The 21482-nt window shown below is 67.1% G+C and carries 14 protein-coding genes, 1 pseudogene and 1 CRISPR repeat array; of the genes and pseudogenes, 6 read left to right on the top strand and 9 right to left on the bottom strand.

Translation table 11 applies throughout. From position 1 onward, the window contains the following. Nucleotides 1-69 precede the first annotated feature (69 nt). Nucleotides 70-2979 (top strand): excinuclease ABC subunit UvrA, encoded by a 2910-nt coding sequence (gene uvrA / locus ACVMK0_RS01270; protein WP_476464623.1) that lies wholly within the window; start codon nt 70-72, stop codon nt 2977-2979. A gap of 158 nt (nt 2980-3137) precedes the next feature. Here uvrA and ACVMK0_RS01265 read toward each other — a convergent pair whose 3' ends face one another. Further along, complete coding sequence (locus ACVMK0_RS01265) at nt 3138-4955, bottom strand: glycoside hydrolase family 15 protein (RefSeq protein WP_476464042.1); 1818 nt, start codon at nt 4953-4955, stop codon at nt 3138-3140. A 313-nt stretch (nt 4956-5268) separates the two neighbouring features. Between ACVMK0_RS01265 and ACVMK0_RS01260 the strand changes: the two genes are divergently transcribed. From ACVMK0_RS01260 to gorA, 5 genes and pseudogenes are all read left to right on the top strand, one after another. Next, nucleotides 5269-7548 (top strand): alpha,alpha-trehalose-phosphate synthase (UDP-forming), encoded by a 2280-nt coding sequence (locus tag ACVMK0_RS01260; protein WP_476464622.1) that lies wholly within the window; start codon nt 5269-5271, stop codon nt 7546-7548. A gap of 30 nt (nt 7549-7578) precedes the next feature. Further along, entirely contained in the window at nt 7579-8409 is an 831-nt protein-coding gene (gene otsB, locus ACVMK0_RS01255; RefSeq protein WP_082040008.1) for a trehalose-phosphatase, read from the top strand. Next, a pseudogene (locus ACVMK0_RS01250) lies at nt 8406-8582 on the top strand (glutathione-disulfide reductase); the annotation flags it as partial. The gene otsB and the pseudogene ACVMK0_RS01250, both read left to right, overlap by 4 nt. A gap of 147 nt (nt 8583-8729) precedes the next feature. Beyond that, entirely contained in the window at nt 8730-9923 is a 1194-nt protein-coding gene (locus ACVMK0_RS01245; RefSeq protein WP_476464041.1) for an ATP-binding protein, read from the top strand. Nucleotides 9924-9993: 70 nt separating this feature from the next. Next, on the top strand, nt 9994-11394 hold the full coding sequence (gene gorA / locus ACVMK0_RS01240) for a glutathione-disulfide reductase (RefSeq protein ID WP_476464040.1): 1401 nt from the start codon (nt 9994-9996) through the stop codon (nt 11392-11394). A 21-nt stretch (nt 11395-11415) separates the two neighbouring features. On the opposite strand, the gene ACVMK0_RS01235 is transcribed toward gorA, so the two are convergent. From ACVMK0_RS01235 to cas7e, 8 genes are all read right to left on the bottom strand, one after another. Continuing rightward, complete coding sequence (locus ACVMK0_RS01235) at nt 11416-11709, bottom strand: type II toxin-antitoxin system RelE/ParE family toxin (protein WP_476464039.1); 294 nt, start codon at nt 11707-11709, stop codon at nt 11416-11418. Continuing rightward, nucleotides 11697-11969: a CopG family ribbon-helix-helix protein gene (locus ACVMK0_RS01230; RefSeq protein ID WP_476464038.1), complete on the bottom strand. Its 273-nt coding sequence runs from the start codon at nt 11967-11969 to the stop codon at nt 11697-11699. Before ACVMK0_RS01230 ends, ACVMK0_RS01235 begins: the two co-directional genes overlap by 13 nt. A gap of 153 nt (nt 11970-12122) precedes the next feature. Then, entirely contained in the window at nt 12123-12443 is a 321-nt protein-coding gene (locus ACVMK0_RS01225; RefSeq protein WP_476464037.1) for a BrnA antitoxin family protein, read from the bottom strand. A gap of 310 nt (nt 12444-12753) precedes the next feature. Next, nucleotides 12754-17661: direct repeats of the CRISPR family, unit length 28 nt; unit sequence GGTCGATCCCCGCTCACGCGGGGGAGAC. Nucleotides 17662-17721: 60 nt separating this feature from the next. Then, nucleotides 17722-18021 (bottom strand): type I-E CRISPR-associated endoribonuclease Cas2e, encoded by a 300-nt coding sequence (gene cas2e, locus ACVMK0_RS01220; RefSeq protein ID WP_476464036.1) that lies wholly within the window; start codon nt 18019-18021, stop codon nt 17722-17724. Beyond that, entirely contained in the window at nt 17993-18892 is a 900-nt protein-coding gene (cas1e, locus tag ACVMK0_RS01215) for a type I-E CRISPR-associated endonuclease Cas1e (protein WP_476464035.1), read from the bottom strand. The genes cas2e and cas1e overlap by 29 nt, the downstream gene beginning before the upstream one ends. Next, nucleotides 18889-19590, bottom strand: a complete 702-nt coding sequence (locus ACVMK0_RS01210; protein WP_476464034.1) for a type I-E CRISPR-associated protein Cas6/Cse3/CasE — start codon at nt 19588-19590, stop codon at nt 18889-18891. The genes cas1e and ACVMK0_RS01210 overlap by 4 nt, the downstream gene beginning before the upstream one ends. Beyond that, a complete protein-coding gene (gene cas5e, locus ACVMK0_RS01205) occupies nt 19587-20312 on the bottom strand; it encodes a type I-E CRISPR-associated protein Cas5/CasD (RefSeq protein WP_476464033.1) in 726 nt (241 codons plus the stop codon). Before cas5e ends, ACVMK0_RS01210 begins: the two co-directional genes overlap by 4 nt. A 9-nt stretch (nt 20313-20321) precedes the next feature. Further along, the gene (gene cas7e / locus ACVMK0_RS01200; RefSeq protein WP_476464032.1) at nt 20322-21461 is read right to left on the bottom strand and encodes a type I-E CRISPR-associated protein Cas7/Cse4/CasC; all 1140 of its coding nucleotides are present in this window, start codon (nt 21459-21461) and stop codon (nt 20322-20324) included. Between the last annotated feature and the right edge of the window lie 21 nt (nt 21462-21482).

Raw genomic sequence — 21482 nt, 5'->3', positions numbered from 1 at the left:
GCCGCAGCCGCGCCGCCCGACGATGGCTTGCCGCTGGCGCAGGCGCTGCGCCAGCCGGCTGCGCTGCCGATGCTGCGCGTGCGTGGCGCGCGCACGCACAACCTGAAAAACATCGACCTCGACATCCCGAAAAACGCGCTGGTGGTGATCACCGGGCTGTCGGGTTCGGGCAAATCCAGCCTCGCCTTCGACACCCTGTACGCCGAGGGCCAGCGCCGCTACGTCGAGAGCCTGAGCGCCTACGCGCGCCAGTTTTTGCAGCGCCTCGACAAGCCCGACGTGGACAGCATCGACGGCCTGGCGCCGGCCATCGCCATCGAGCAAAAAGCCACCAGCCACAACCCGCGCTCGACCGTGGGCACGGTGACCGAAATCCACGACTACCTGCGGCTGCTCTACGCCCGCGTCGGCAGCCCGCACTGCCCCGAGCACGGCCAGGCGCTGCGGGCGCAAACCGTGAGCCAGATGGTCGATCAGGTGCTGGCGCTGCCGCCGGGGAGCAAAATCCTGCTGCTGGCCCCGATCGCGCGCGCCCGCAAGGGCGAGTTTGCCGACACCTTGGCCGAGCTGCAAGCGCAGGGCTTCGTGCGCTTCCGGCTCGACGGCCAAGTGCTCGAGGCCGAGCGCCTGCCGGCACTCAAGCGCCAAGGCAAACACGACCTCGACGTGGTGATCGACCGCCTCAAGGTGCGCGCGCCCGAAGCCGGTTTGGGCGCAACGCCCGCACCAGACGAAGCCGCCGACCAGCGCCAGCGGTTGGCCGAGAGCTTCGAGACCGCGCTGCGGCTGGGCGACGGCAAGGCGCTGGTGCTCGAGCTCGACAGCGGCCGCGAACACGTTCTGAGCGCGCGCTTTGCCTGCCCGCTGTGCGCCTACGCGCTCGATGAGCTCGAGCCGCGCCTGTTCTCGTTCAACTCACCCCTCGGGGCCTGCCCCGGCTGCGAGGGCTTGGGGCACGTGGAGCGCTTCGACCCGGCGCGGGTGGTGGCCTTCCCCAGCCTGAGCCTGGCCGCTGGCGCCATCAAAGGCTGGGACCGGCGCAACGCCCAGGCCTTTGGCGTGCTGCAAAACCTGGCCGCGCACTACGCCTTCGACCTCGAGGCTCCTTGGGAGAACCTGCCCGAGCCGGTGCGCCAGGTGCTGCTGCACGGCTCGGGCGCGCAAGCCATCGGCTTCGACTACGCCTTCGACGCTGGCCAGACGGTGCACAAAAGCCACCCCTTCGAGGGCCTGTTGCCCAACCTCGAGCGGCGCTGGCGCGAGAGCAGCAACCCGACCGTGCGCGAAGAACTGGCGCGCCTGCGCAGCACCCAGGTTTGCCCGCAGTGCCACGGCAGCCGCTTGCGTCCGCAAGCGCGTCACGTGTACATCGGTGAGGGCGAGCAAGCCCGCGCCATCTACCAGATCGGCCAGATCACGCTGGCGCAGGCGCTGCACTGGTTCGAGCAGTTGCAGCTGCAGGGCGCCAAAGCCGAGATCGGGGCCCGGGTGCAGCGCGAAATCGCGGCGCGGCTGCGCTTTCTCAACGACGTCGGGCTGGGCTACCTGAGCCTCGAGCGCAGCGCCGAGACCCTGAGCGGCGGCGAGGCGCAGCGCATCCGCTTGGCCAGCCAGATCGGCTCGGGCCTGTCGGGCGTGTTGTATGTGCTCGACGAGCCCAGCATCGGTCTGCACCAGCGCGACAACGAGCGCCTGATCGGCACCCTGATGCGTCTGCGCGAGCTTGGCAACAGCGTGCTGGTGGTCGAGCACGACGAGGACATGATCCGCGCCGCCGACCACGTCATCGACCTCGGCCCCGGCGCCGGCGTGCACGGCGGGCGCGTCATGGCCCAAGGCAGCTGCGCCCAGCTCATGGCCACGCCGGGCTCGCTCACCGGCGCCTACCTCTCGGGCGCGCGGCGCATCGAGGTGCCCAAGCAACGCAAAGCCTTCGACCCGGCCAGCGGCCCGGCGCTGCGCCTGCTGCAGGCCAGCGGCCACAACCTGCGCGCGGTCAGCACCGCCTTCCCCGTCGGGCTGTTCACCTGCGTCACTGGCGTCAGCGGCTCGGGCAAATCGACCCTCGTCAACGACACCCTGTACCGAGCCGTGGCGCGCCACCTCTACCGCAGCCACGACGAAGCGGCGCCGCACCAGGGCCTGGAGGGGCTGGAGCATTTCGACAAGGTCATCAACGTCGATCAAAGCCCGATCGGGCGCACCCCGCGCAGCAACCCGGCCACCTACACCGGCCTTTTTACCGGCATCCGCGAGCTGCTGGCCGAGGTGCCGGCGGCGCGCGAGCGCGGCTACGGCCCGGGGCGCTTTTCGTTCAACGTGGCGCAGTCAGCCGGCGGCGGCCGCTGCGAAGCCTGCCAGGGCGACGGCGTGGTCAAGGTCGAGATGCACTTCCTGCCCGATGTCTATGTGGCGTGCGAGGTCTGCCAGGGCCAGCGCTACAACCGCGAAACGCTGGCTGTGCAGTACAAGGGCAAGCACATCGCGCAGATTCTGGAGCTCACGGTCGAGCAGGCCAGCGCCTTCTTTCAGGCCGTGCCGGCGCTGCAGCGCAAACTGCAAACCCTGCTCGACGTGGGGCTGGGCTACCTGCGCCTGGGCCAGAGCGCAACCACGCTCTCGGGCGGCGAGGCGCAGCGCGTCAAGCTGGCGCTCGAGCTGTCGAAGCGCGACACCGGCCGCACCCTCTACGTGCTGGACGAACCCACCACCGGCCTGCACTTCGCCGACATCGAGCTGCTGCTCAAGGTGCTGCACCAGCTGCGCGACGCCGGCAACACCATCGTGGTGATCGAGCACAACCTGGACGTGATCAAAACCGCCGACTGGCTCATCGACCTCGGCCCCGAAGGCGGTGCCGGCGGTGGCCAGATCCTGGTCTGCGGCACCCCCGAGCAAGTGGCGGCCTGCCCCGGCAGCCACACCGGGCGCTTTTTGCAGCGTGGCCTGCTTGGGCCGCAGGCCTGCGCCTCACTTTGACGTGGACCCGTCACATCTGCTCCAAACTGCATGACTCAGGCGACAACTATCTTGACAGGCGCCGTGCGCTTGGATTTCGCCAGCCGGGTCAGCTCACGCATGTGCAACCGGCGGATGGCGCGCTGCGGTGCGCGCCCCTTCTTACGGTCGGGCGAGGCTCATACCGCGCTGTCCCACGGCGCCGACAGACGCACCGCGCCGTTGATGATGCCGACCATCGAGTACGTTTGCGGGAAGTTGCCCCACAACTCGCCGGTGACCGGATCGAGGTCCTCGCCGAGCAGGCCGACGTGGTTGCGGCGCCCCAGCAGGGCCTCGAAAGCGGCCCGTGCCTCTTCGTGGCGGCCGATGCGCGCCAGGGCGTCGACACGCCAGAACGAACAGACGTTGAATGCGACCTCGGGGCGGCCGAAGTCGTCCTCCGCCTCGTAGCGGCGCATGAACGGCCCGTCGCACAGGGACGCTTCCAGCGCCGCCACGGTGCTGGCAAAGCGTGCGTCGTGGCGCGGCAGGAAGCCCACTTCGCCCATCAGCAGCACGCTGGCGTCGAGGTCGCGCCCGCCCAGGCTCTCGACGTAAGCCTGGCGCTCTTCGTTCCACGCGCGCTCAACGATGGCTGTGCGGATCACTGCGGCGCGCTGCTGCCACAAGGCCGCGCGTTCCGGCAAGCCGAGCACGACAGCGATGCGGGCCAACCGGTCGCAGGCTGCCCAGCACATCAGTGCCGACGAGGTGTGCACGCGGGCCCGCGTGCGCAGCTCCCAGATGCCGGCGTCGGGCCGGTCGTGCAGAGCCCAGGCCTGCTCGCCCATCACTTCCAACGCGGTGAAGTCGGCCGCGTCACCGCGGCGGAACAGGCGGTGATCGTGGAAGGCCTGCGCGGCGCCGAGCACCGCGCTGCCGTAGACGTCGTGCTGGAAGTGCTCCTGTGCTTGGTTGCCCACCCGCACCGGCCCCATGCCGCGGTATCCCGCTGCGCGCGCCACCACCGACTCGGGCAGCGACTTCTCCAGACCGATGCCGTACAGCGGCTGCACGTGACCGTTCTCGGCGCCGCGCACCACGTTGTAGAGCCAACTGAGGTAGGCCTCCATCGTGCCGACCTCGGCCAAGCTGTTCAGCGCGCGGACGACGAAGAAGGCGTCGCGCAGCCAGCAGTAGCGGTAGTCCCAGTTGCGGCCACTATTCGCGGCTTCAGGGATGCTGGTGGTCATCGCCGCGACGATGGCGCCGGTATCCTCGAACTGGCACAGCTTGAGCGTGATGGCGGCGCGAATCACCGCGTCCTGCCACTCCAGCGGCACCGCCAGCCGGCGTGACCAGTGGCGCCAGTAGAGCGCGGTTTGCTCCTCGAACTCGCGCGCGGTGTTGTCGATGCTGCCGACCAGCGTTTCGTCGGGCCCGAGCAGCAGGCTCATCGACCGGGTCGGCGAGAACCAGGTGCCTTCGAGCAGGTAGGTCAGCGGCACGCTCGTGTTCAGCCGCAGCGTCAAGTCGGGCATCACGAAACGCAGGTGGTGGCTGCCGCGCGTCAGGGTCGGCGACGTGGTGCCCCAGTCACCGTGCGGGCGCACCGTGATGCGCACACGCGGGTGGCCGGCCAGCAGGTGGACCCGGCGCACGAGTTGTGCCGGCCGGAACACACGGTCGCGGTGGATGAAGCGTGGCGCGAAGTCCGTGAGCTCGATGCCCTGGCCGCGGTCGTCCCACAGCCGGGTGCGCACGATCGCGGTGCCGGGGTCGTAACTTTGTTCGGTGCGTGCCAGCCCTTCGAGTTCGACGGTCAGCGCGCCGTCCAGCGGCAGCCCGTCGCGGCTGTGCAGCAGCGCGTCGAAGACCGGCGTGCTGTCGAAGCGCGGCATGCAGCACCAGACGATGCTGCCGCGGCGCTCGATCAGTGCGCTGACGGTGCAGTTGCCGATCAGCGCCAGGTCCAGACTGGCCGCCGGGCGGGGCGCGGCTTGATTCGCAGGCATCGTTAAACTCCGCATCGAAAAAGGCGAAAGGGGTTTTGGGTCGGTCAGGATGTAAACTTGATCGAATGTACATGAAGACCGACCTGCGAGCACCGCCAAGCCTTCCCGCCCTCACCGTATGCGGCAGGCCCGTTTGCCATCCGATGGCGGCATCAACAGCGCCTTCGCCTTTCGACATGAACCCACCTAGACAGCGGCTGACGCCGCAACCCGACCCGCGCATCCGAGCGTGAAGACCTTCCGCCTGCAGTTGCGCTTTCTGGTGCCGCTGATTGCGGTGCTGGTCACGGCTTCGTACTTGGCCGTGCCGTTTATGGACCAGGTCACGCTGCGATGGTTCAGCCGCGACCTCAACAGCCGCGGCATGCTGGTCGCCAGCGCCTTGTCCGACTCGGTCGGCGAGGCCTTGATCGCCGGCCGGCCGGCGCGGCTGCAGCCGCTGTTTGACCGCGCCGTGAAGGATGAGCGGCTGCTGGCGGTCGGCCTGTGCAATGCCGATGGTCTGCTGCTGCAGAGCACCGCCGGCTTCCCAGCGACGCTGGGTTGCGCGCAGGCGCAGGTGCTGGCCGCCCAGCCCGAACCGTGGCTGGCGCTCCCCGGCGGCGCGGTGCATTTGGGTGTGCACGACGTGATCGGCCAACCGCCGCCGCCTCCCTCACCGCCGCTGGAGCAGGTGAGTCCTGCATCAGGCCTGATCCCCGACACGGCGCTGGCCAGACTTGGCGAGGCGGCTGCGGCGATCGAATCGCCAACCTCGTCACCATTGCTGTTGGGCCGCCTTGTGCTGCTGCAAGACATGAGCTTCATCGAACGCCGCAGCGCGGACACGCGGCGGTACCTGATCGGGCTGATTGCCGCCCTCGGCTTGGTGATTGCATTGATCACCGTGGTGGTGGCACAGCTCAGTTGGCGCGGATGGGTCAACGGCGCACGCGCGCTGATGCGGGGCGAGGGCCTGCTGAGCCCGCTGCTGTCGGGTGCCGCATCGGCGCCGGAACTGGCGCCGTTGGCCGCCGACCTGCGCGCGCGGCTTCGCGACATGGAGGACGAGTTCCGCCGTTCGCAAGGCCCCGAGGCCGAGTGGACCGCCGAGCGCCTGCGCGCGCTGCTGCAGACCCACCTGAGCGGCGACCAGGTGATCGTCGTCTCCAACCGCGAGCCGTACATCCACGAACACGCCGACTCGGGCATTGTTGTTAAGCGGCCGGCCAGCGGGCTGGTCACCGCGGTCGAGCCGGTGATGCGCGCCTGCTCAGGCACCTGGATCGCCCACGGCAGCGGCAGCGCCGACCGTGACGTGGTCGACGCCGGCGACCGCGTGCTGGTACCGCCCGGGCAGGACGAATACCGGCTGCGCCGCGTCTGGCTCAGCGCCGAGGAAGAGCAGGGCTACTACTACGGCTTGGCCAACGAAGGCCTCTGGCCGCTGTGCCACGTGGCCCATGTGCGCCCGGTGTTCCGCGAATCCGACTGGGAAGCCTACAAGCGTGTCAACCAACGCTTTGCCGACGCGGTGGTGGCCGAAGCGCGCAGCGAAGACCCGGTCGTGCTGGTGCAGGACTATCACTTTGCGCTGTTGCCGGCGATGGTGCGCGAGCGGCTGCCGCAGGCCACCATCCTCACCTTCTGGCACATCCCGTGGCCGAACCCGGAGTCCTTCGGCATCTGCCCGTGGCGGCGCGAGATCCTGCAAGGCTTGCTCGGCAGCACGATCCTCGGCTTCCACACCCGCTTCCATTGCAAGAACTTCATCGAGACCGTGGACCGCTACCTCGAAGCGCGAATCGAGCACGAACACTCGACCATCGCCTTTCGCGAGAAGGAGACGCTGATCGAGAGCTACCCGATCTCGATCGAGTGGCCAAGCCCGGAGCAGGCTGCGGGCTGGGCCAGCGCGGCCGAGTGCCGCCAGCGGGTGGTCGGGCGCCTGGGCCTGCCTACCGACATCTGCCTGGCTGTCGGTGTCGATCGTTTCGACTACACCAAGGGCATCCTCGAACGCCTGAATGCGGTCGAGCGGCTGCTCGAGAAGCGTCCCGAGTGGGTCGGCCGCTTCGTCTTCGTGCAGGTCGCCGCGCCGACGCGCAGCGCGCTCGAGGAGTACCGCAGCTTCCAGGAGCGCATCGAGCGTGTCGCCGAGCGCATCAACCAGCGCTTCGGCCGCCCGGGCTACCAGCCGGTGCACCTGCTCGCGACGCACCACGAGCACGACGCCGTGACCGAACTGTACCGCGCTGCCGACATCTGCATGGTCACCAGCCTGCACGACGGCATGAACCTGGTCTGCAAGGAGTTCGTTGCGGCGCGCGACGACCTGCGCGGCGTGCTGATCCTGAGCCGCTTTGCCGGTGCCGCGCGTGAGCTGTCGGAGGCGTTGATCGTCAACCCGTACCACGTCGAGGAGACCGCCGACGCACTGCACCGCGCGGCCTCGATGCCGCCGGCCGAGCAGCGCGAACGCATGGCCAGCCTGCGTGGCACGGTGCGCGAGTTCAACGTCTACCGCTGGGCCGGGCGCATGTTGGCCGATGCCGGGCGCTGGCGGCTGCGTTCGCGCATCGAAGCGCGCGTCAAGCGCTCCCAGACGGGTTGACCGGCCCCGCCTCTTTCGAAGCAAGCCGCCATGCTGCATCTGTTCACCCCCGAAGGCGAGGCCGCGCTGGCGGCCGTGCTCCGGTTGCGGCCGCTGATGGCCTTCGACTTCGACGGCACGCTCACCCCTATCGTGGCGCGGCCCGCCGACGCCCGCATCTCGGTGGCGGTGGCCAGCCGGCTCGCGGCGCTGGCCAGCCGGCTGCCGGTGGCCATCGTCACCGGGCGGGCGGTGGCCGACGTGCGGCCGCGGCTGGGCTTCGTGCCGCACTTCGTCGTCGGCAACCATGGCGCCGAGGTCGAGCCGGCGGCGGCCTCCGGCGCGGCGCTGTTCACCGCGCTGGACGGTCTTCGTGCGCAACTGTCGGCACACGCCGCAGCGCTGCGCTCGGCCGGTGTGCAGGTCGAGGACAAGGGGCTGTCGATCGCACTGCACTACCGCCTCGCGCGCGACCGCGCGCGCGCCCTGCAGCGCATCGAGGAACTGCTGACCCCGCTGCCGGCCGGCCTGCGGTGCTTCGCCGGCAAGATGGTGGCCAACGTGGTGTCTGCCGACGCGCCCGACAAGGCCCAGGCGGTGCACGCCCTAGTGACGACCACCGGCGCGGCGGCGGCCTTTTTCGCAGGCGACGATGTCAACGACGAACCGGTGTTCGCCGCAGCGCCGGCGCACTGGTTGACGCTGCGCATCGGGCGCGACGACCCGGCCAGCCTCGCGCGCTTCGGACTCGACGGCCCGCACGAGATGGCGATGCTGCTACAGCGTGTGCTGGCAATCACCGCAGCGGCTGCCAGCTGTCGCATCCCAAACAATCGTAGGGGCATAATTTCACCCCAGCAACCCCAAGCAGACGCGCCATGAACCCCTACGACTTCGACCTCTTCGTCATCGGCGGCGGCAGCGGTGGCGTGCGCGTAGCGCTGGCCGAGGCGCACGGCCAGGCTGGGCTGGACGGCACCTGCGTCAACGCCGGCTGCATCCCCAAAAAACTCTACGGCTACGCCGCGCACTACGCGGCCGCGCAGCGCGAGTCGCAGGTGCAGCGCTGCCTGCTCGGGCCGCAGGCCACGGGCAGCGCGGCAACACCCGAAGCGCAACCAGCAGCCGGCTGAAGCGGGCCGCCAGCCATTCACCACGAAATCTCGGACTCGCAATCCGAATTTTTAAGCTAAGATGCGCAGATGATTCACCGCAGCCGTCATCTGCAGGCCCTGCGCACCGCCTTGAGCCTATTCCCGGTCGTGGCCATGCTGGGCGCCCGTCAGGTAGGGAAAACCACGCTGGCGCGTGCGCTGCTCACAGAGTGGGCTGGGCCTGCGCACCATTTCGACCTACAAGACCCCGAGGACCAAGCCCGCTTGAGCGATGCCTCATTTGTGCTCAGGCGCCTCACGGGTTTGGTGGTGCTGGACGAAATCCAGCTGCGGCCCGACCTGTTTGCCTTGCTGCGCGTGCTGGCTGACCGGGCCGACGCACCGGCTAGGTTTTTGCTGCTAGGCAGCGCGGCGCCCGAACTGCTGCGCAACACCTCGGAAAGTCTGGCCGGGCGGGTGGTGTTCCACGAGCTCGAGGGCCTGATGCTGGATGAATTGCCCAGCCCCATGCTCGATGCGCGCTGGTTGCGTGGCGGTTTCCCGCGGTCGCTGCTGGCCCCAACCGACGCGGCGAGCCGCACATGGCGCGAGTCATTCATACGCACCTATCTGGAGCGCGACCTGCCGCAACTCGGTATCAACCTGCCGGCACTGACGCTGCGTCGCTTCTGGACCATGCTGGCCCACTACCACGCGCAAACTTGGAACGGCAGCGAACTCGCTCGGGCCTTGGGGGTGAGCGACAAGACGGTAGCGCGTTACCTCGACATTCTAGAGGGCACCTTCATGACTTGGCGCCTGCGGCCTTGGCACGGCAATCAAGGCAAGCGCGAAGTCAAGGCGCCCAAGGTGTACCTGAGCGACACCGGCTTGCTGCACAGCTTGCTGGGCATCGCGGCCGAGCACGACTTGCTGGCCCACCCCAAATGCGGCGCCTCGTGGGAGGGGCTGGCCGTGCGCGAAATCATGCACAAGATCGGCGCGGGGCGCGACGAAGCGCACTTCTGGGGGCTGCACTCGGGTGCCGAGCTCGACCTGCTGATCGAAAGACAAGGTCAGCGCCTGGGCTTTGAAGTCAAGCTCACCCGTGCGCCCAAAGTCACCCCGTCCATGCGCTCCGCACTGCAAGTTTTAGGTTTAACCCATCTGTATGTGGTTTGCCACGGCGACGGGCCCATTGCCCCTTTGGCCGATGGCATCAGCGCCCTGCCGCTGCAAAGCTTGAGCACGCTGCATGCCGACAGCGCATTCGAAGCCCTGCTCACGGCAAGCTGGCGCTGAATCGGCGCACTTTGCCAGCGCCCACAGCGCGGCATAATTTCCCCCTAGCAACCCCACCACCACAGCCGCCATGAACCCCTACGACTTCGACCTCTTCGTCATCGGCGGCGGCAGTGGCGGCGTGCGCGCCGCGCGCATGGCGGCGCAGCGCGGCGTGCGCGTGGCGCTGGCCGAGGCGCACGGCCAGGCCGGGCTGGGCGGCACCTGCGTCAACGCCGGCTGCATCCCCAAAAAACTCTACGGCTACGCCGCGCACTACGCGACCGCGCAGCGCGAGTCGCAGGGCTACGGCTGGGAGGCAGCGCCGGCGCGGCTCAACTGGGCCACCCTCAAGACCAACCGCGCGCGCGAGTTGGCGCGGCTCAATGGCGTCTATGCCGATCTGCTGCGCGCCAGCGGCGTGGCGCTGCTCGAAGGCTGGGCGCGCCTGCTCGACCCCCACACGGTGAGCCTGGCCACGCTCAACGCCGACGGCTCGCCGGGCCAGCGCCGCTTCAGCGCCGCGCGCATCCTCGTGGCCACCGGGGCCGCGCCGCACCTGCCGCACTTCAAAGGCCGCGAACACGCCCTGCACTCCAGCGATCTGTTCGAGATCGAGCCCTTTCCGCAGCGGCTGCTGGTGGTCGGCGGCGGCTACATCGCCTGCGAGTTCGCCTCCATCTTTCATGGCTTGGGCGCGCAGGTGACGCAGCTCTACCGCGGCGAGCAGATTTTGCGCGGCTTCGACGACGAGCTGCGCCACTTTCTGGCCGCCGAACTGCTCAAGCAAGGGCTCGATCTGCGCTTGCAAGCCGGCGTGCTGGGGCTGGAGCGCCACGCCGACGGCCTGCACGTGGCGCTGGAAGACGGCAACCACCTGGTGGTCGATGCCGCCCTCTACGCCACCGGGCGCCGGCCCAACGTGCAGGGGCTGGGCCTCGAGGAGCTCGGCGTGGCGCTGGGGGCGCAAGGCGAGATCGTGGTCGATGCGCAGTTCCAAAGCAGCGTGCCCAGCGTCTATGCGCTGGGCGACGTCACCGGGCCCATGCAACTCACCCCGGTGGCGCTGGCGCAGGCCATGCGGTTGGTCGATCGGCTCTACGGCAGCGGCCACGCTCGCCCGGCGCTCGACCTCGATCTGGTGCCCACCGCCGTGTTCACCCACCCCAGCCTAGCCACGGTGGGCCTGAGCGAGGCGCAGGCACGCCAGCGCTACCCGCGCGTGCGTGTGTACCGCAGCGAGTTTCGCGCCCTGCGCCACACCCTGAGCGCCAGCAGCGAGCGCACGCTCATCAAGCTGATCGTCAACGACGCCGACGACCGCGTGCTCGGCCTGCACATGGTGGGCGCCGAAGCCGGCGAGATCGTGCAGGGCTTTGCCGTGGCGCTGCAAGCCGGCGCCACCAAGGCGCAGTTCGACGCCACGCTGGGCATCCACCCGACCGTGGCCGAAGAGTTCGTGACCTTGCGCACGCCGGTGGACCAAGGCTAGCAGCGTCCACCACGCTGGCCATCAATAGCCCGCCTCTTTCTGGTGCCGAAAGGCCAGAACATACACCGCATCGTCGGCCGGCTCGTGGCGGTACAGGGCCACATAGCCGGAATCCCCAAAGGCAATCACCCACTCGCGCAGATCGGGCATGTCAGGGCACGGCCGGCCAATGTCGGGGGCGGTTTCCAGCAGCAGGAATTGCCGCTCGATGGCCTGGCCGGCGCGCTTGGCGGCGTCCGGTGCTTTGACCGCCAGAAATCGCCGGCAACGTTCCAAACCTTGCGCCGCGCCTTCGGTAACGATTACTCGTGGCACTCCGGCACCGCCTTTGCGTCATCGGTGCCCCAAGTGTTCAACCAAGTGCGAACTTCTTGGCCACTCAGGTGGCGGCCGGTTTCCTTGTAGGCCGCCCAAGATGCCAAGGCCTCCTGCTTAAAGCTCTCGCGGGCTTCTTCGCGCTCGACGTACTGCTGAATCGCTTCGAGCATGATCCAGTGAGGCGAGCGGCGGCGCTGGCTGGCGAGGTGCTGAACGCGACCTTTCAGCGTGTCGTCGATTTTGAGAGACGTTGCCATAGTGGGCCTGTTATCACATGGTAATGCTGCATGATAACCCTTTCCTGCTCCTGTGTCTAACGCACTGTGGCCTAGCAGTGTGCAGCCTAACCCCTGTCCGATGTGGTCTGGATGCAGGCTCGACCACAGTTTTTCAGCGACTGCAGCGCTCGGTCACTTCGCCTGCGCCTTGTGCGCCTCGACGTAGGAGCGCAACACGGCGTTCATGCGCGACTGGTAGCGCTTGCCGGCGTGCTTGAAGTACGCCAACACGTCGGCATCGATGCGCAGCGTCACTTGCTTCTTGGCGTGGGGCAATTCTGCCGCCGCCTTCATCCAGACCGCATCGGGTAGTGCAGGTGCGTCGCTGTAGTCGATCTGCTCATCGGGCATCGAGGCCACGGCAGCCAGTCGTGCCTTTTGCTCGGCGCCCAAGCGCGGCGGCTGCTTGAGGTCAAGGGTGCGCTTGACGATAGTGCTTTCTTTCGCTGGCATTGGCTTTCCTTGCTGAAATCAGGCGGATAGTGTGCTCGTGTCGAACGGTATAGACCACGTAGGGCACGGCAGAGCGGGCCAAGCCGAGTTCAAGCTCCATTGTGGCCGTAGTGTAGCTGCGTTTTGTAGTTACGCCAAGTCCCGGCGGCGCCTGCCTAGTCGAGCGCAGCTCTCGGCCTCTTTGCGCGTTTTTAGGCCCGACCGATACCTCGGCATCACCAAGCCCATAAAAACGCCTTCTAGGCACGGACTCATTCCTGCTCGATCGGGGAGAACCCAATCCAGACAGATCGTGTTTTTCGCCCAGCAAGTTCGATCCCCGCTCACCCGAGGGAGACGGTATCAAGGCGCTGCGGGATGTGGCCGAGTCGGGTCGATCCCCGCTCACGCGGGGGAGACAGGTTGCCGGTCGTGGCGTCGTCGTAGGTCACGGGTCGATCCCCGCTCACGCGGGGGAGACCGGCTGTTTTTTGGGAGCGCTTGCCGGCGAAGAGGTCGATCCCCGCTCACGCGGGGGAGACTTGTGCTCGAATGGACAGCGTGCTGCCGCCAGTGGTCGATCCCCGCTCACGCGGGGGAGACGGCGCGCAACCGGCTTTCCGGCGCAGGCTGCGAGGTCGATCCCCGCTCACGCGGGGGAGACGCTGGGGCAGTTTGTGCAAGCGCCAGTGGCCGGGGTCGATCCCCGCTCACGCGGGGGAGACGTGTTGGATGGCACCGACGCCGAGCTCGCCAGCGGTCGATCCCCGCTCACGCGGGGGAGACGGCAAAGCCGGCGTCACCCTAGCAACCAATCCAGGTCGATCCCCGCTCACGCGGGGGAGACAGCTGTCCGAGCGCGAGCAGGTGCTGCGCGACAGGTCGATCCCCGCTCACGCGGGGGAGACAGGATTCCCGGTGCCGCCGGGGCGGTGGACTGCGGTCGATCCCCGCTCACGCGGGGGAGACCCACCACTATGGCCAGCTTCGGGGTGGATCCGTGGTCGATCCCCGCTCACGCGGGGGAGACGGGCAACAATTCACGAACGATGTCCTCGCGCAGGGTCGATCCCCGCTCACGCGGGGGAGACGGCGGTGAACAGTCTGTCTGTCCGTGGTGTCGAGGTCGATCCCCGCTCACGCGGGGGAGACGTTTCGACTCGACCGTCGCGGTAGTACAGCCGGGGTCGATCCCCGCTCACGCGGGGGAGACCGTTCTTTGCGCCTTCCTCGGGCGCTTTTGATAGGTCGATCCCCGCTCACGCGGGGGAGACGGGTGGGGAAGGGCCATGGGTAGGGCGTCATGAGGTCGATCCCCGCTCACGCGGGGGAGACTGAAAACCTTTTCTCCGGTCATGCTGCTGCTCCGGTCGATCCCCGCTCACGCGGGGGAGACATTCAGCCGATGCAATACAGCATGGCGAATAAAGGTCGATCCCCGCTCACGCGGGGGAGACGCCGTGCGGGATCGGGTGGCGGCAGTCAACCAGGGTCGATCCCCGCTCACGCGGGGGAGACCGAGTCGCTCCATGTCCGCAGAGTCTGATACCAGGTCGATCCCCGCTCACGCGGGGGAGACATTGCTGCACGAAATCTCGTCGGGCAACAACAGGGTCGATCCCCGCTCACGCGGGGGAGACATTGCTGCACGAAATCTCGTCGGGCAACAACAGGGTCGATCCCCGCTCACGCGGGGGAGACGGCTTCGGCTTGTTCTTCACGCTGGCGGCGCTGGGTCGATCCCCGCTCACGCGGGGGAGACTCCTGAATGACGTGCATGGCCTCGGCCTGCTTGGGTCGATCCCCGCTCACGCGGGGGAGACATGCCTGAGGCGTGTTGAGCGGCGCGATGGTGAGGTCGATCCCCGCTCACGCGGGGGAGACGAACCATTCCTGGTCGGCCATCCAGCGGTCGCGGGTCGATCCCCGCTCACGCGGGGGAGACATTTCCTGCAGATGCCCTTCCACCTCATCCACCGGTCGATCCCCGCTCACGCGGGGGAGACCCCGACTCGCCTCGATGGTGCGTGACGGCATCAGGTCGATCCCCGCTCACGCGGGGGAGACAAGATGTGCCATTTGCAGAAATCCATCAGTGTAGGTCGATCCCCGCTCACGCGGGGGAGACACAGTCAAATCAGCAGACGATCTAGCCGAACCGGGTCGATCCCCGCTCACGCGGGGGAGACAGCCGCCAAGGCATCAGATACCTGCTCATCAGCGGTCGATCCCCGCTCACGCGGGGGAGGCACAATGGACTCGAACAACAGAGCCTTTACACAAGGTCGATCCCCGCTCACGCGGGGGAGACTGGGCTGACACCGCCAGTCCGGCGGCCAATACGGGTCGATCCCCGCTCACGCGGGGGAGACCGATTGTGGGGGCCGTAGACCTGCATGAGCAGAGGTCGATCCCCGCTCACGCGGGGGAGACAGCGACTTGCGCGGCAATGGTGCGCCGTCTGCGGGTCGATCCCCGCTCACGCGGGGGAGACTCGAACAAGACCAAACATCATCCAGCTCGACGAGGTCGATCCCCGCTCACGCGGGGGAGACTTATCGGCCAGCACAAGGATGGCAGTGATCACGGGTCGATCCCCGCTCACGCGGGGGAGACCAACACCCATATTTATGCACGTACTGCTTTGAAGGTCGATCCCCGCTCACGCGGGGGAGACGCAAGGGCTACCCGGTGGGTGATCCGCCGCCGAGGTCGATCCCCGCTCACGCGGGGGAGACGTGCCTTCACTCGGTCTACGTCTGATCTTTTCAGGTCGATCCCCGCTCACGCGGGGGAGACAAAGGGCAAGCGCATTGCCCACATCCCCAATCAGGTCGATCCCCGCTCACGCGGGGGAGACTGTAGGGCGGCCGTCTGCTGGGCGGCCAGCGCGGGTCGATCCCCGCTCACGCGGGGGAGACGTCCAGCCGATCATGCGAGACTCGGCCATGATGGGTCGATCCCCGCTCACGCGGGGGAGACTGGAAAAAGCTATGCCTACACCAAGTGCGAAGGGGTCGATCCCCGCTCACGCGGGGGAGACAACATGAACCAATCTCAAGCGGCGGCGACTGGAGGTCGATCCCCGCTCACGCGGGGGAGACGCAAAAGGCCCGAAGCCGATTGACCCCCAAGCAGGTCGATCCCCGCTCACGCGGGGGAGACCCAGATGACGAGATCGGCTACAGCCAAGAGCAAGGTCGATCCCCGCTCACGCGGGGGAGACGGCGTACTCCCATTCAATCTCTGCCGCCTTGCGGGTCGATCCCCGCTCACGCGGGGGAGACTTCGCAAACGTCACCGCATCGTTTTGGATGGAGGGTCGATCCCCGCTCACGCGGGGGAGACGCCTCGATGGACAAGCGCGGCGGTATCAGTAGAGGTCGATCCCCGCTCACGCGGGGGAGACATCAAGCCCCCAGAACCAGAAACACTACCAAAAGGTCGATCCCCGCTCACGCGGGGGAGACCAATACCATCACAGCATTTGACACACCACTTTAGGTCGATCCCCGCTCACGCGGGGGAGACTCCTTGCACTCGTCCAACCCCTGATAGCCCGAGGGTCGATCCCCGCTCACGCGGGGGAGACTCTTCGTACCGGCGATGGTGCGCGGCCCACTCGGGTCGATCCCCGCTCACGCGGGGGAGACAAAGACTACGCTAAAAAAAACGAGGACAGCGGAGGTCGATCCCCGCTCACGCGGGGGAGACACGCGCCAAGGGTCGGAGGCCGTAGGTGAAGGGGGTCGATCCCCGCTCACGCGGGGGAGACCAGTCGGCGGCCTGTTGATGAACCCACCCAAGCGGTCGATCCCCGCTCACGCGGGGGAGACGGGCAGAGACCCGATTCCGCGCTGCTTGAGGCGGGTCGATCCCCGCTCACGCGGGGGAGACCCGTTGTCATAGGCCGTACCTTCAACGGTATCGGGTCGATCCCCGCTCACGCGGGGGAGACACATTCAAATCAGCATGCGATCTAGCCGAGCCGGGTCGATCCCCGCTCACGCGGGGGAGACTCTCGCCTTCCTTTTGATGAGTAGCGATGCGGGGGTCGATCCCCGCTCACGCGGGGGAGACGCTTGGCCTGCCGACATTCCGCTTTCGACAATAGGTCGATCCCCGCTCACGCGGGGGAGACATGAACCCGCCTAGGCTTGCACGCTCTAGCCGCGGTCGATCCCCGCTCACGCGGGGGAGACGTTAGCGCCGGCTGTCGTGATGCCAGCGGTTACGGTCGATCCCCGCTCACGCGGGGGAGACCAAGACCCTGAGGGTCTGCCTTTAGGGGACGCGGGTCGATCCCCGCTCACGCGGGGGAGACAAGCGCACACCGTGAGCGTAGCCGAACATACCAGGTCGATCCCCGCTCACGCGGGGGAGACCAGAGTATGCGCGGATGAGCTACGGCAAACTCGGGTCGATCCCCGCTCACGCGGGGGAGACCAGGTGTGGTTTGAGTTGCTGCCTCACCAGTTGGGTCGATCCCCGCTCACGCGGGGGAGACCAAAAGAACGGGCCGGAAGTAGCTGGAAATGAAGGTCGATCCCCGCTCACGCGGGGGAGACCAAACGAGCCTTTCGCCAAAACGATCTTGAAAGGGTCGATCCCCGCTCACGCGGGGGAGACACAGGTGGGGCACCATCCCTGCCTAATCAGGACGGTCGATCCCCGCTCACGCGGGGGAGACGTTCTTGCAGTGGCTCAAGCCCTCAATGCAGAAGGTCGATCCCCGCTCACGCGGGGGAGACGCGGCTGGTTGTGCCTGGTACAGCGGCGGCTGGGGTCGATCCCCGCTCACGCGGGGGAGACGGCGGCGCGAGCTGCGTCACGATCAGCCCTAAGGGTCGATCCCCGCTCACGCGGGGGAGACGGGTCGTTGTCCCGGAAATGTGAAAACAGAAAAGGTCGATCCCCGCTCACGCGGGGGAGACCGCAGGTGTAGCAGGGTCTATATGTGAAACGGGGGTCGATCCCCGCTCACGCGGGGGAGACCAAATGGCCTTCCTTTCTACCAAAGTCGCAAAGGGTCGATCCCCGCTCACGCGGGGGAGACCCACTGGGGGTATGGGGGTGCAGACCCCCCATGGGTCGATCCCCGCTCACGCGGGGGAGACATGCGCCCGAGTGCCATTACCATCTCAAGCTAGGGTCGATCCCCGCTCACGCGGGGGAGACTAACGCATGATTACTTTGATTACTGGCACTCCTGGTCGATCCCCGCTCACGCGGGGGAGACTCTAGATCATAAGCGATTGACTGCGCTTGTGATTTCGATTTTTAAGGAACCTGTACGGCGTCAGGATGCCGCTCTGCGCGATAGCAGGAGACCATCCACCTCGACCAACTCAACCGGCGGGCTGCCGAGTGTGCGCATGGCTTGACCGCCCGGCACATCGCGCTCTTGCCAGAGCAGCACGATGGAGGCTTCGCGTTCGTTTGGAAACCAGTCTTCGAGCACGCTCCACAGGCGCGAGCGCACCGCAGGCGAGATGCGCGGAGCGCTGTAAACGCCGGGCGCCACTTCGAGCATGACCGATGCCAGCAAGCCGCGCACCCGCGCCGACACATTACGCGTCACGACCACTGTCATTGACATCAAACAGCTCCTTGATGCGGTCGATCATGCGCGGAATCAGCTTTTCCTGCCGGAACATCCGCACCGCACGGCGGCGCACCTCGCTCTCCAAGTTGTGGGCCTTGCCTTCTGTGCAGGCCTGCACGGCACCAAAAGCCAGCGGCAGCACAAGGTCGATGCGCCAGAGGTCGGCAATGTCGAGCGTGAAGGCATTGCTCGATTCTTCGTGTATAAAGCCCAACGGTGGCAGAGCCCCAACTACCGCTACCGCAATGTCGGCGGCCGCCTCGACAAAAGTGGCGGCGTGATTGATGGCTTGGTTGGGAAGGTCGGCGGCACCGGGGTCGCCGCGCTCATAACGGCGGCCTTGCCAGTCGATGCCGAAGCGTTGCGCCACCAGCCGGTAACTTTCCTTGACGCGCGCGCCTTCGATGCCGCGCAACGTCTCGATGTCGCGGTGTGGCAGGATGCGCCCAAAGCGCCAACCATAAAGGCGCCGTGCAACGTCCAACCTCTGCTTGGGGTCGGCCCACTGCTGGGCGTGCCGCCTTGCCACGTCGGAGTGGCCTTGACCCATGGGCGGCGCGGTATAGCTCTTGACGCCGCCCTCGCCTACCGCAGCGATCAGGGCTCCGTGCCGGGCGCACAGTCGCAGCACATCCTGCGTTAGGCTGGTGCCCGGGCCGAGCAAAATCATAGAAACGGCCTGATACGGGATGGCGTAGTCGCCCGCGTCCATCACCTCGCTTTGGGCGGCAACGAAACGCAAGGTGCCGTCTTCCACCGACAGCTTGCCGTATTCCAGCCACAGCAACCCATGCCGATCCGCGTGCGGAATGCGCGCTGCGGCCAGCCCCAAGCGCCCATGCAGCAGACCCAGCGCCGGACTCATGTGCCAGCCGGTGCAAGCAAGACCATGCCAAAGCCGAAGGCGCGGTGGCGGCCGATGCCGCGCGCCAACAACTCCCCAAAACGCTGCGGCTGCGCAATCGCTGCCTCGGCCACAAACAGCGCTTGCGGACGCTGCACCAGTTGCAGGCGCACCCGGTCATTGCGTGCGCGCCGCAGCAAAGACTGGCGCGCGATCAGCCCGCGCAGCTCGATGCGCTCGAAGTCCAAGGCGTGCTCCCAGCGCTCGATGAACCATTGGCGATAGACCTCGGCCCGCGCCGGGGTGGCGTCGCCCAGCCGATCCAGCGCGTTCAGGTAGGCATCTTTTTCCTCGGCGCCGTGGCGCACCACCGGGCAGGCCAACACCTCCAGCCGCAGGCGCTGCCGTGGGTTCCAAGTGTCTGGCATGGGCTTGCTGGCCACGGCGTCTTGCGCCATCACTGCCCAAGCCGCTGGCGGGGCAAAAGCTTGCGCGTGCGCCAGCAGTTCGGTTTGGCTCAGGGGCGTGTAGGCCAACACTTCGCTGCGGGCATCGAAGTATCGAAACGGCTTGGGCGCATGGTCACCAAACAACGCGGTCAGCCACAGATGCAGGCTGTAGCCCAGACCCTCGTCGCCGTGGGTGACGCCGCGCTCAGCGGCAAAACGCAGCAAGGCCGGCAAGTGCAGCGGCAAGCGGATCAAATGCAGTGTGCTCATGCCCCAAGCTCCAGAAACCCGAGCGCCATGCGCTGGCTGCCACGGTGGATGTTGTGGGCCCAGTCGCGCAGATCGTAGCGCTCCTCGTGCTGCACGCCGTCGCCCTCATCGAGGGGCCAGATGGCGCTCACGCGCCGCGCTCTGTGGCGCGGCCCGATCTCGGCCAGCGGTTCGGCGGCCAATGCTTGCCTGACACCAGACGCTTGCCTGCGTCCCAGAAAAATCGGGCCCGCCGGCAGACAGGGTTTACGGCCTATGAACAGTGGACGGGCTGGGGCAAGCAAGGCCGCCTCCAGCGCTTGCAGCGAAGGCTCACCAGCATCATCGAGCGCGTCATTGAGCGCAATGGCCAGCGTCAGCACACCATTGGCCCAATGGTCGCGCCAGCGCTGGTGCGTGCCACGGGTGGCGGCTCCATCGCCACGATCTTCGCGCCTGCCGCGCGTCGTCCAGCCGGTGTCTTGCATGAAATCCTGCCCTAGGTCCACGGTCTGGTACTCGGTCAAGGGTTCAGGCTCGGCATCCCAGCGCGCGGCAAAGCGCAGCCGCTGTTGCAGGCTTTGCAGCTGCAGCGTTTGGCGATGATCCCAGCCTAGGGCATTGCCCAGCAGCCCGGTCAGCATGGAGGCGCCGGGAAAGCGCCAAGTGGGGTTGAGTTGGTCCACCACCACGGCGCCAAAGCTCATCAAGGGCGCATCAAAGCGCAGCATCAAGCAGTCCATGGCTGGGTCTCAGGCGGTGCGCTGCGACCACAGGGCACCGAGTGCGGCCTGAAGCACCTCGGGCACCGTTTGTGCTGCCGGCAGGTTGCTCGGCAAATCGAGCGCGCTGGCGCAATGGCGGCTTGCCCCTGCACTGCCATACATGGCATCGAGGCGGGCCATATAGCCTGCCAGCGCCTCCAGCGCGGACTGTCGCAAGTCCAGACCGTCCCTGGGGCGCACGCTGTTGAGAAACGCATTGGACAGTGCGCGGGGCTGGGTGCGCCCGACCTCGAGCAGCAGAAAATCGGCATGGGCATACGGTGCGGTGCTGCCGAGTTTGGCGCCCGGACTTTGCAGCAAGATGGCTTGGAGCAGCACCTCCAGCACCTTGCGCGCCGCGCTCGGGTCGGGGCTGAGCCAGTCTTTGGTCTCGCAGCCGCTCAGGTTGGATACCAGCAATGGCACATCGACCACCACGTAACCGTAGTACACGCCGGCACCGAGTTCGGTTTGGTTGGCGTGCGCGGCCCCGGTTTCATCGTCGCGGTTGAGGTCATCGACGACGGTGAAGTAATCCATTTCGGTCTGGGCTGCGTGCACGGTGAAGGCGTGCGCCACGTGCACCGGGGCATCGACACGGGCCAACAGGTCGGAGGTGACCATGCGGCCAAACAGGGCCGCGCTCAGACCGGCCGCAGCTTTGCTCATGGCCTTGAGGTTGTCTTTCTCCCCTTTGGTTTTAAGCCGCTCCTCAAGCGCCCGCAGGGGGTCGTCCAGTTGGCTCGCGTCGCGCATTAATTGAACAAAGTAATCGGCCTCACGCAGCCCCAGCAGCACCGGCTGGTTGAGGTCTCCCCCTTCTTTGACGCCGCCTTTGATCAGGGCTTTGGCCAGCGGTTCGATCAGGCTTTGCGCACAGGCTTGTGGCACGCCCGCAGCAATGGCCTGTGGCAAAACGGTGCGGGTGAAGAAAGATCGGGTGCGCTGGCCATCGGGAAGTTCGGGCAGCTGCGGCGTCACGGTTTCACGCCAATGGCGCTTGAGGCACTGGGAAGACACGCGCAGGCGCTGCGCATTGCCAAAGGGGATGCGCTTGGCCAAGCCGGCATCGTCGCGGTTGAGCAGGCTGGCGGGGTAGGCGGTAAGGGTGTGGATTTGCAAAAACATCGCGGGCTCCTTGGGTTTTTC

The organism is Serpentinimonas sp. SSL01, from assembly GCF_056323735.1.
The sequence above is the reverse complement of the archived record's forward strand: the minus strand, read 5'-3'. Positions and strand labels throughout refer to the sequence as shown.

Bases quoted from the DNA above. Each gene is read 5' to 3' on its own strand.
- uvrA (WP_476464623.1), top strand. From the start codon at position 70: ATGCTGCGCGTGCGTGGCGCGCGCACGCACAACCTGAAAAACATCGAC.
- ACVMK0_RS01265 (WP_476464042.1), bottom strand. From the start codon at position 4,955: ATGCCTGCGAATCAAGCCGCGCCCCGCCCGGCGGCCAGTCTGGACCTG.
- ACVMK0_RS01260 (WP_476464622.1), top strand. From the start codon at position 5,269: ATGGACCAGGTCACGCTGCGATGGTTCAGCCGCGACCTCAACAGCCGC.
- otsB (WP_082040008.1), top strand. From the start codon at position 7,579: ATGCTGCATCTGTTCACCCCCGAAGGCGAGGCCGCGCTGGCGGCCGTG.
- ACVMK0_RS01245 (WP_476464041.1), top strand. From the start codon at position 8,730: ATGATTCACCGCAGCCGTCATCTGCAGGCCCTGCGCACCGCCTTGAGC.
- gorA (WP_476464040.1), top strand. From the start codon at position 9,994: ATGAACCCCTACGACTTCGACCTCTTCGTCATCGGCGGCGGCAGTGGC.
- ACVMK0_RS01230 (WP_476464038.1), bottom strand. From the start codon at position 11,969: ATGGCAACGTCTCTCAAAATCGACGACACGCTGAAAGGTCGCGTTCAG.
- ACVMK0_RS01225 (WP_476464037.1), bottom strand. From the start codon at position 12,443: ATGCCAGCGAAAGAAAGCACTATCGTCAAGCGCACCCTTGACCTCAAG.
- cas2e (WP_476464036.1), bottom strand. From the start codon at position 18,021: ATGTCAATGACAGTGGTCGTGACGCGTAATGTGTCGGCGCGGGTGCGC.
- cas1e (WP_476464035.1), bottom strand. From the start codon at position 18,892: ATGAGTCCGGCGCTGGGTCTGCTGCATGGGCGCTTGGGGCTGGCCGCA.
- ACVMK0_RS01210 (WP_476464034.1), bottom strand. From the start codon at position 19,590: ATGAGCACACTGCATTTGATCCGCTTGCCGCTGCACTTGCCGGCCTTG.
- cas5e (WP_476464033.1), bottom strand. From the start codon at position 20,312: ATGGACTGCTTGATGCTGCGCTTTGATGCGCCCTTGATGAGCTTTGGC.
- cas7e (WP_476464032.1), bottom strand. From the start codon at position 21,461: ATGTTTTTGCAAATCCACACCCTTACCGCCTACCCCGCCAGCCTGCTC.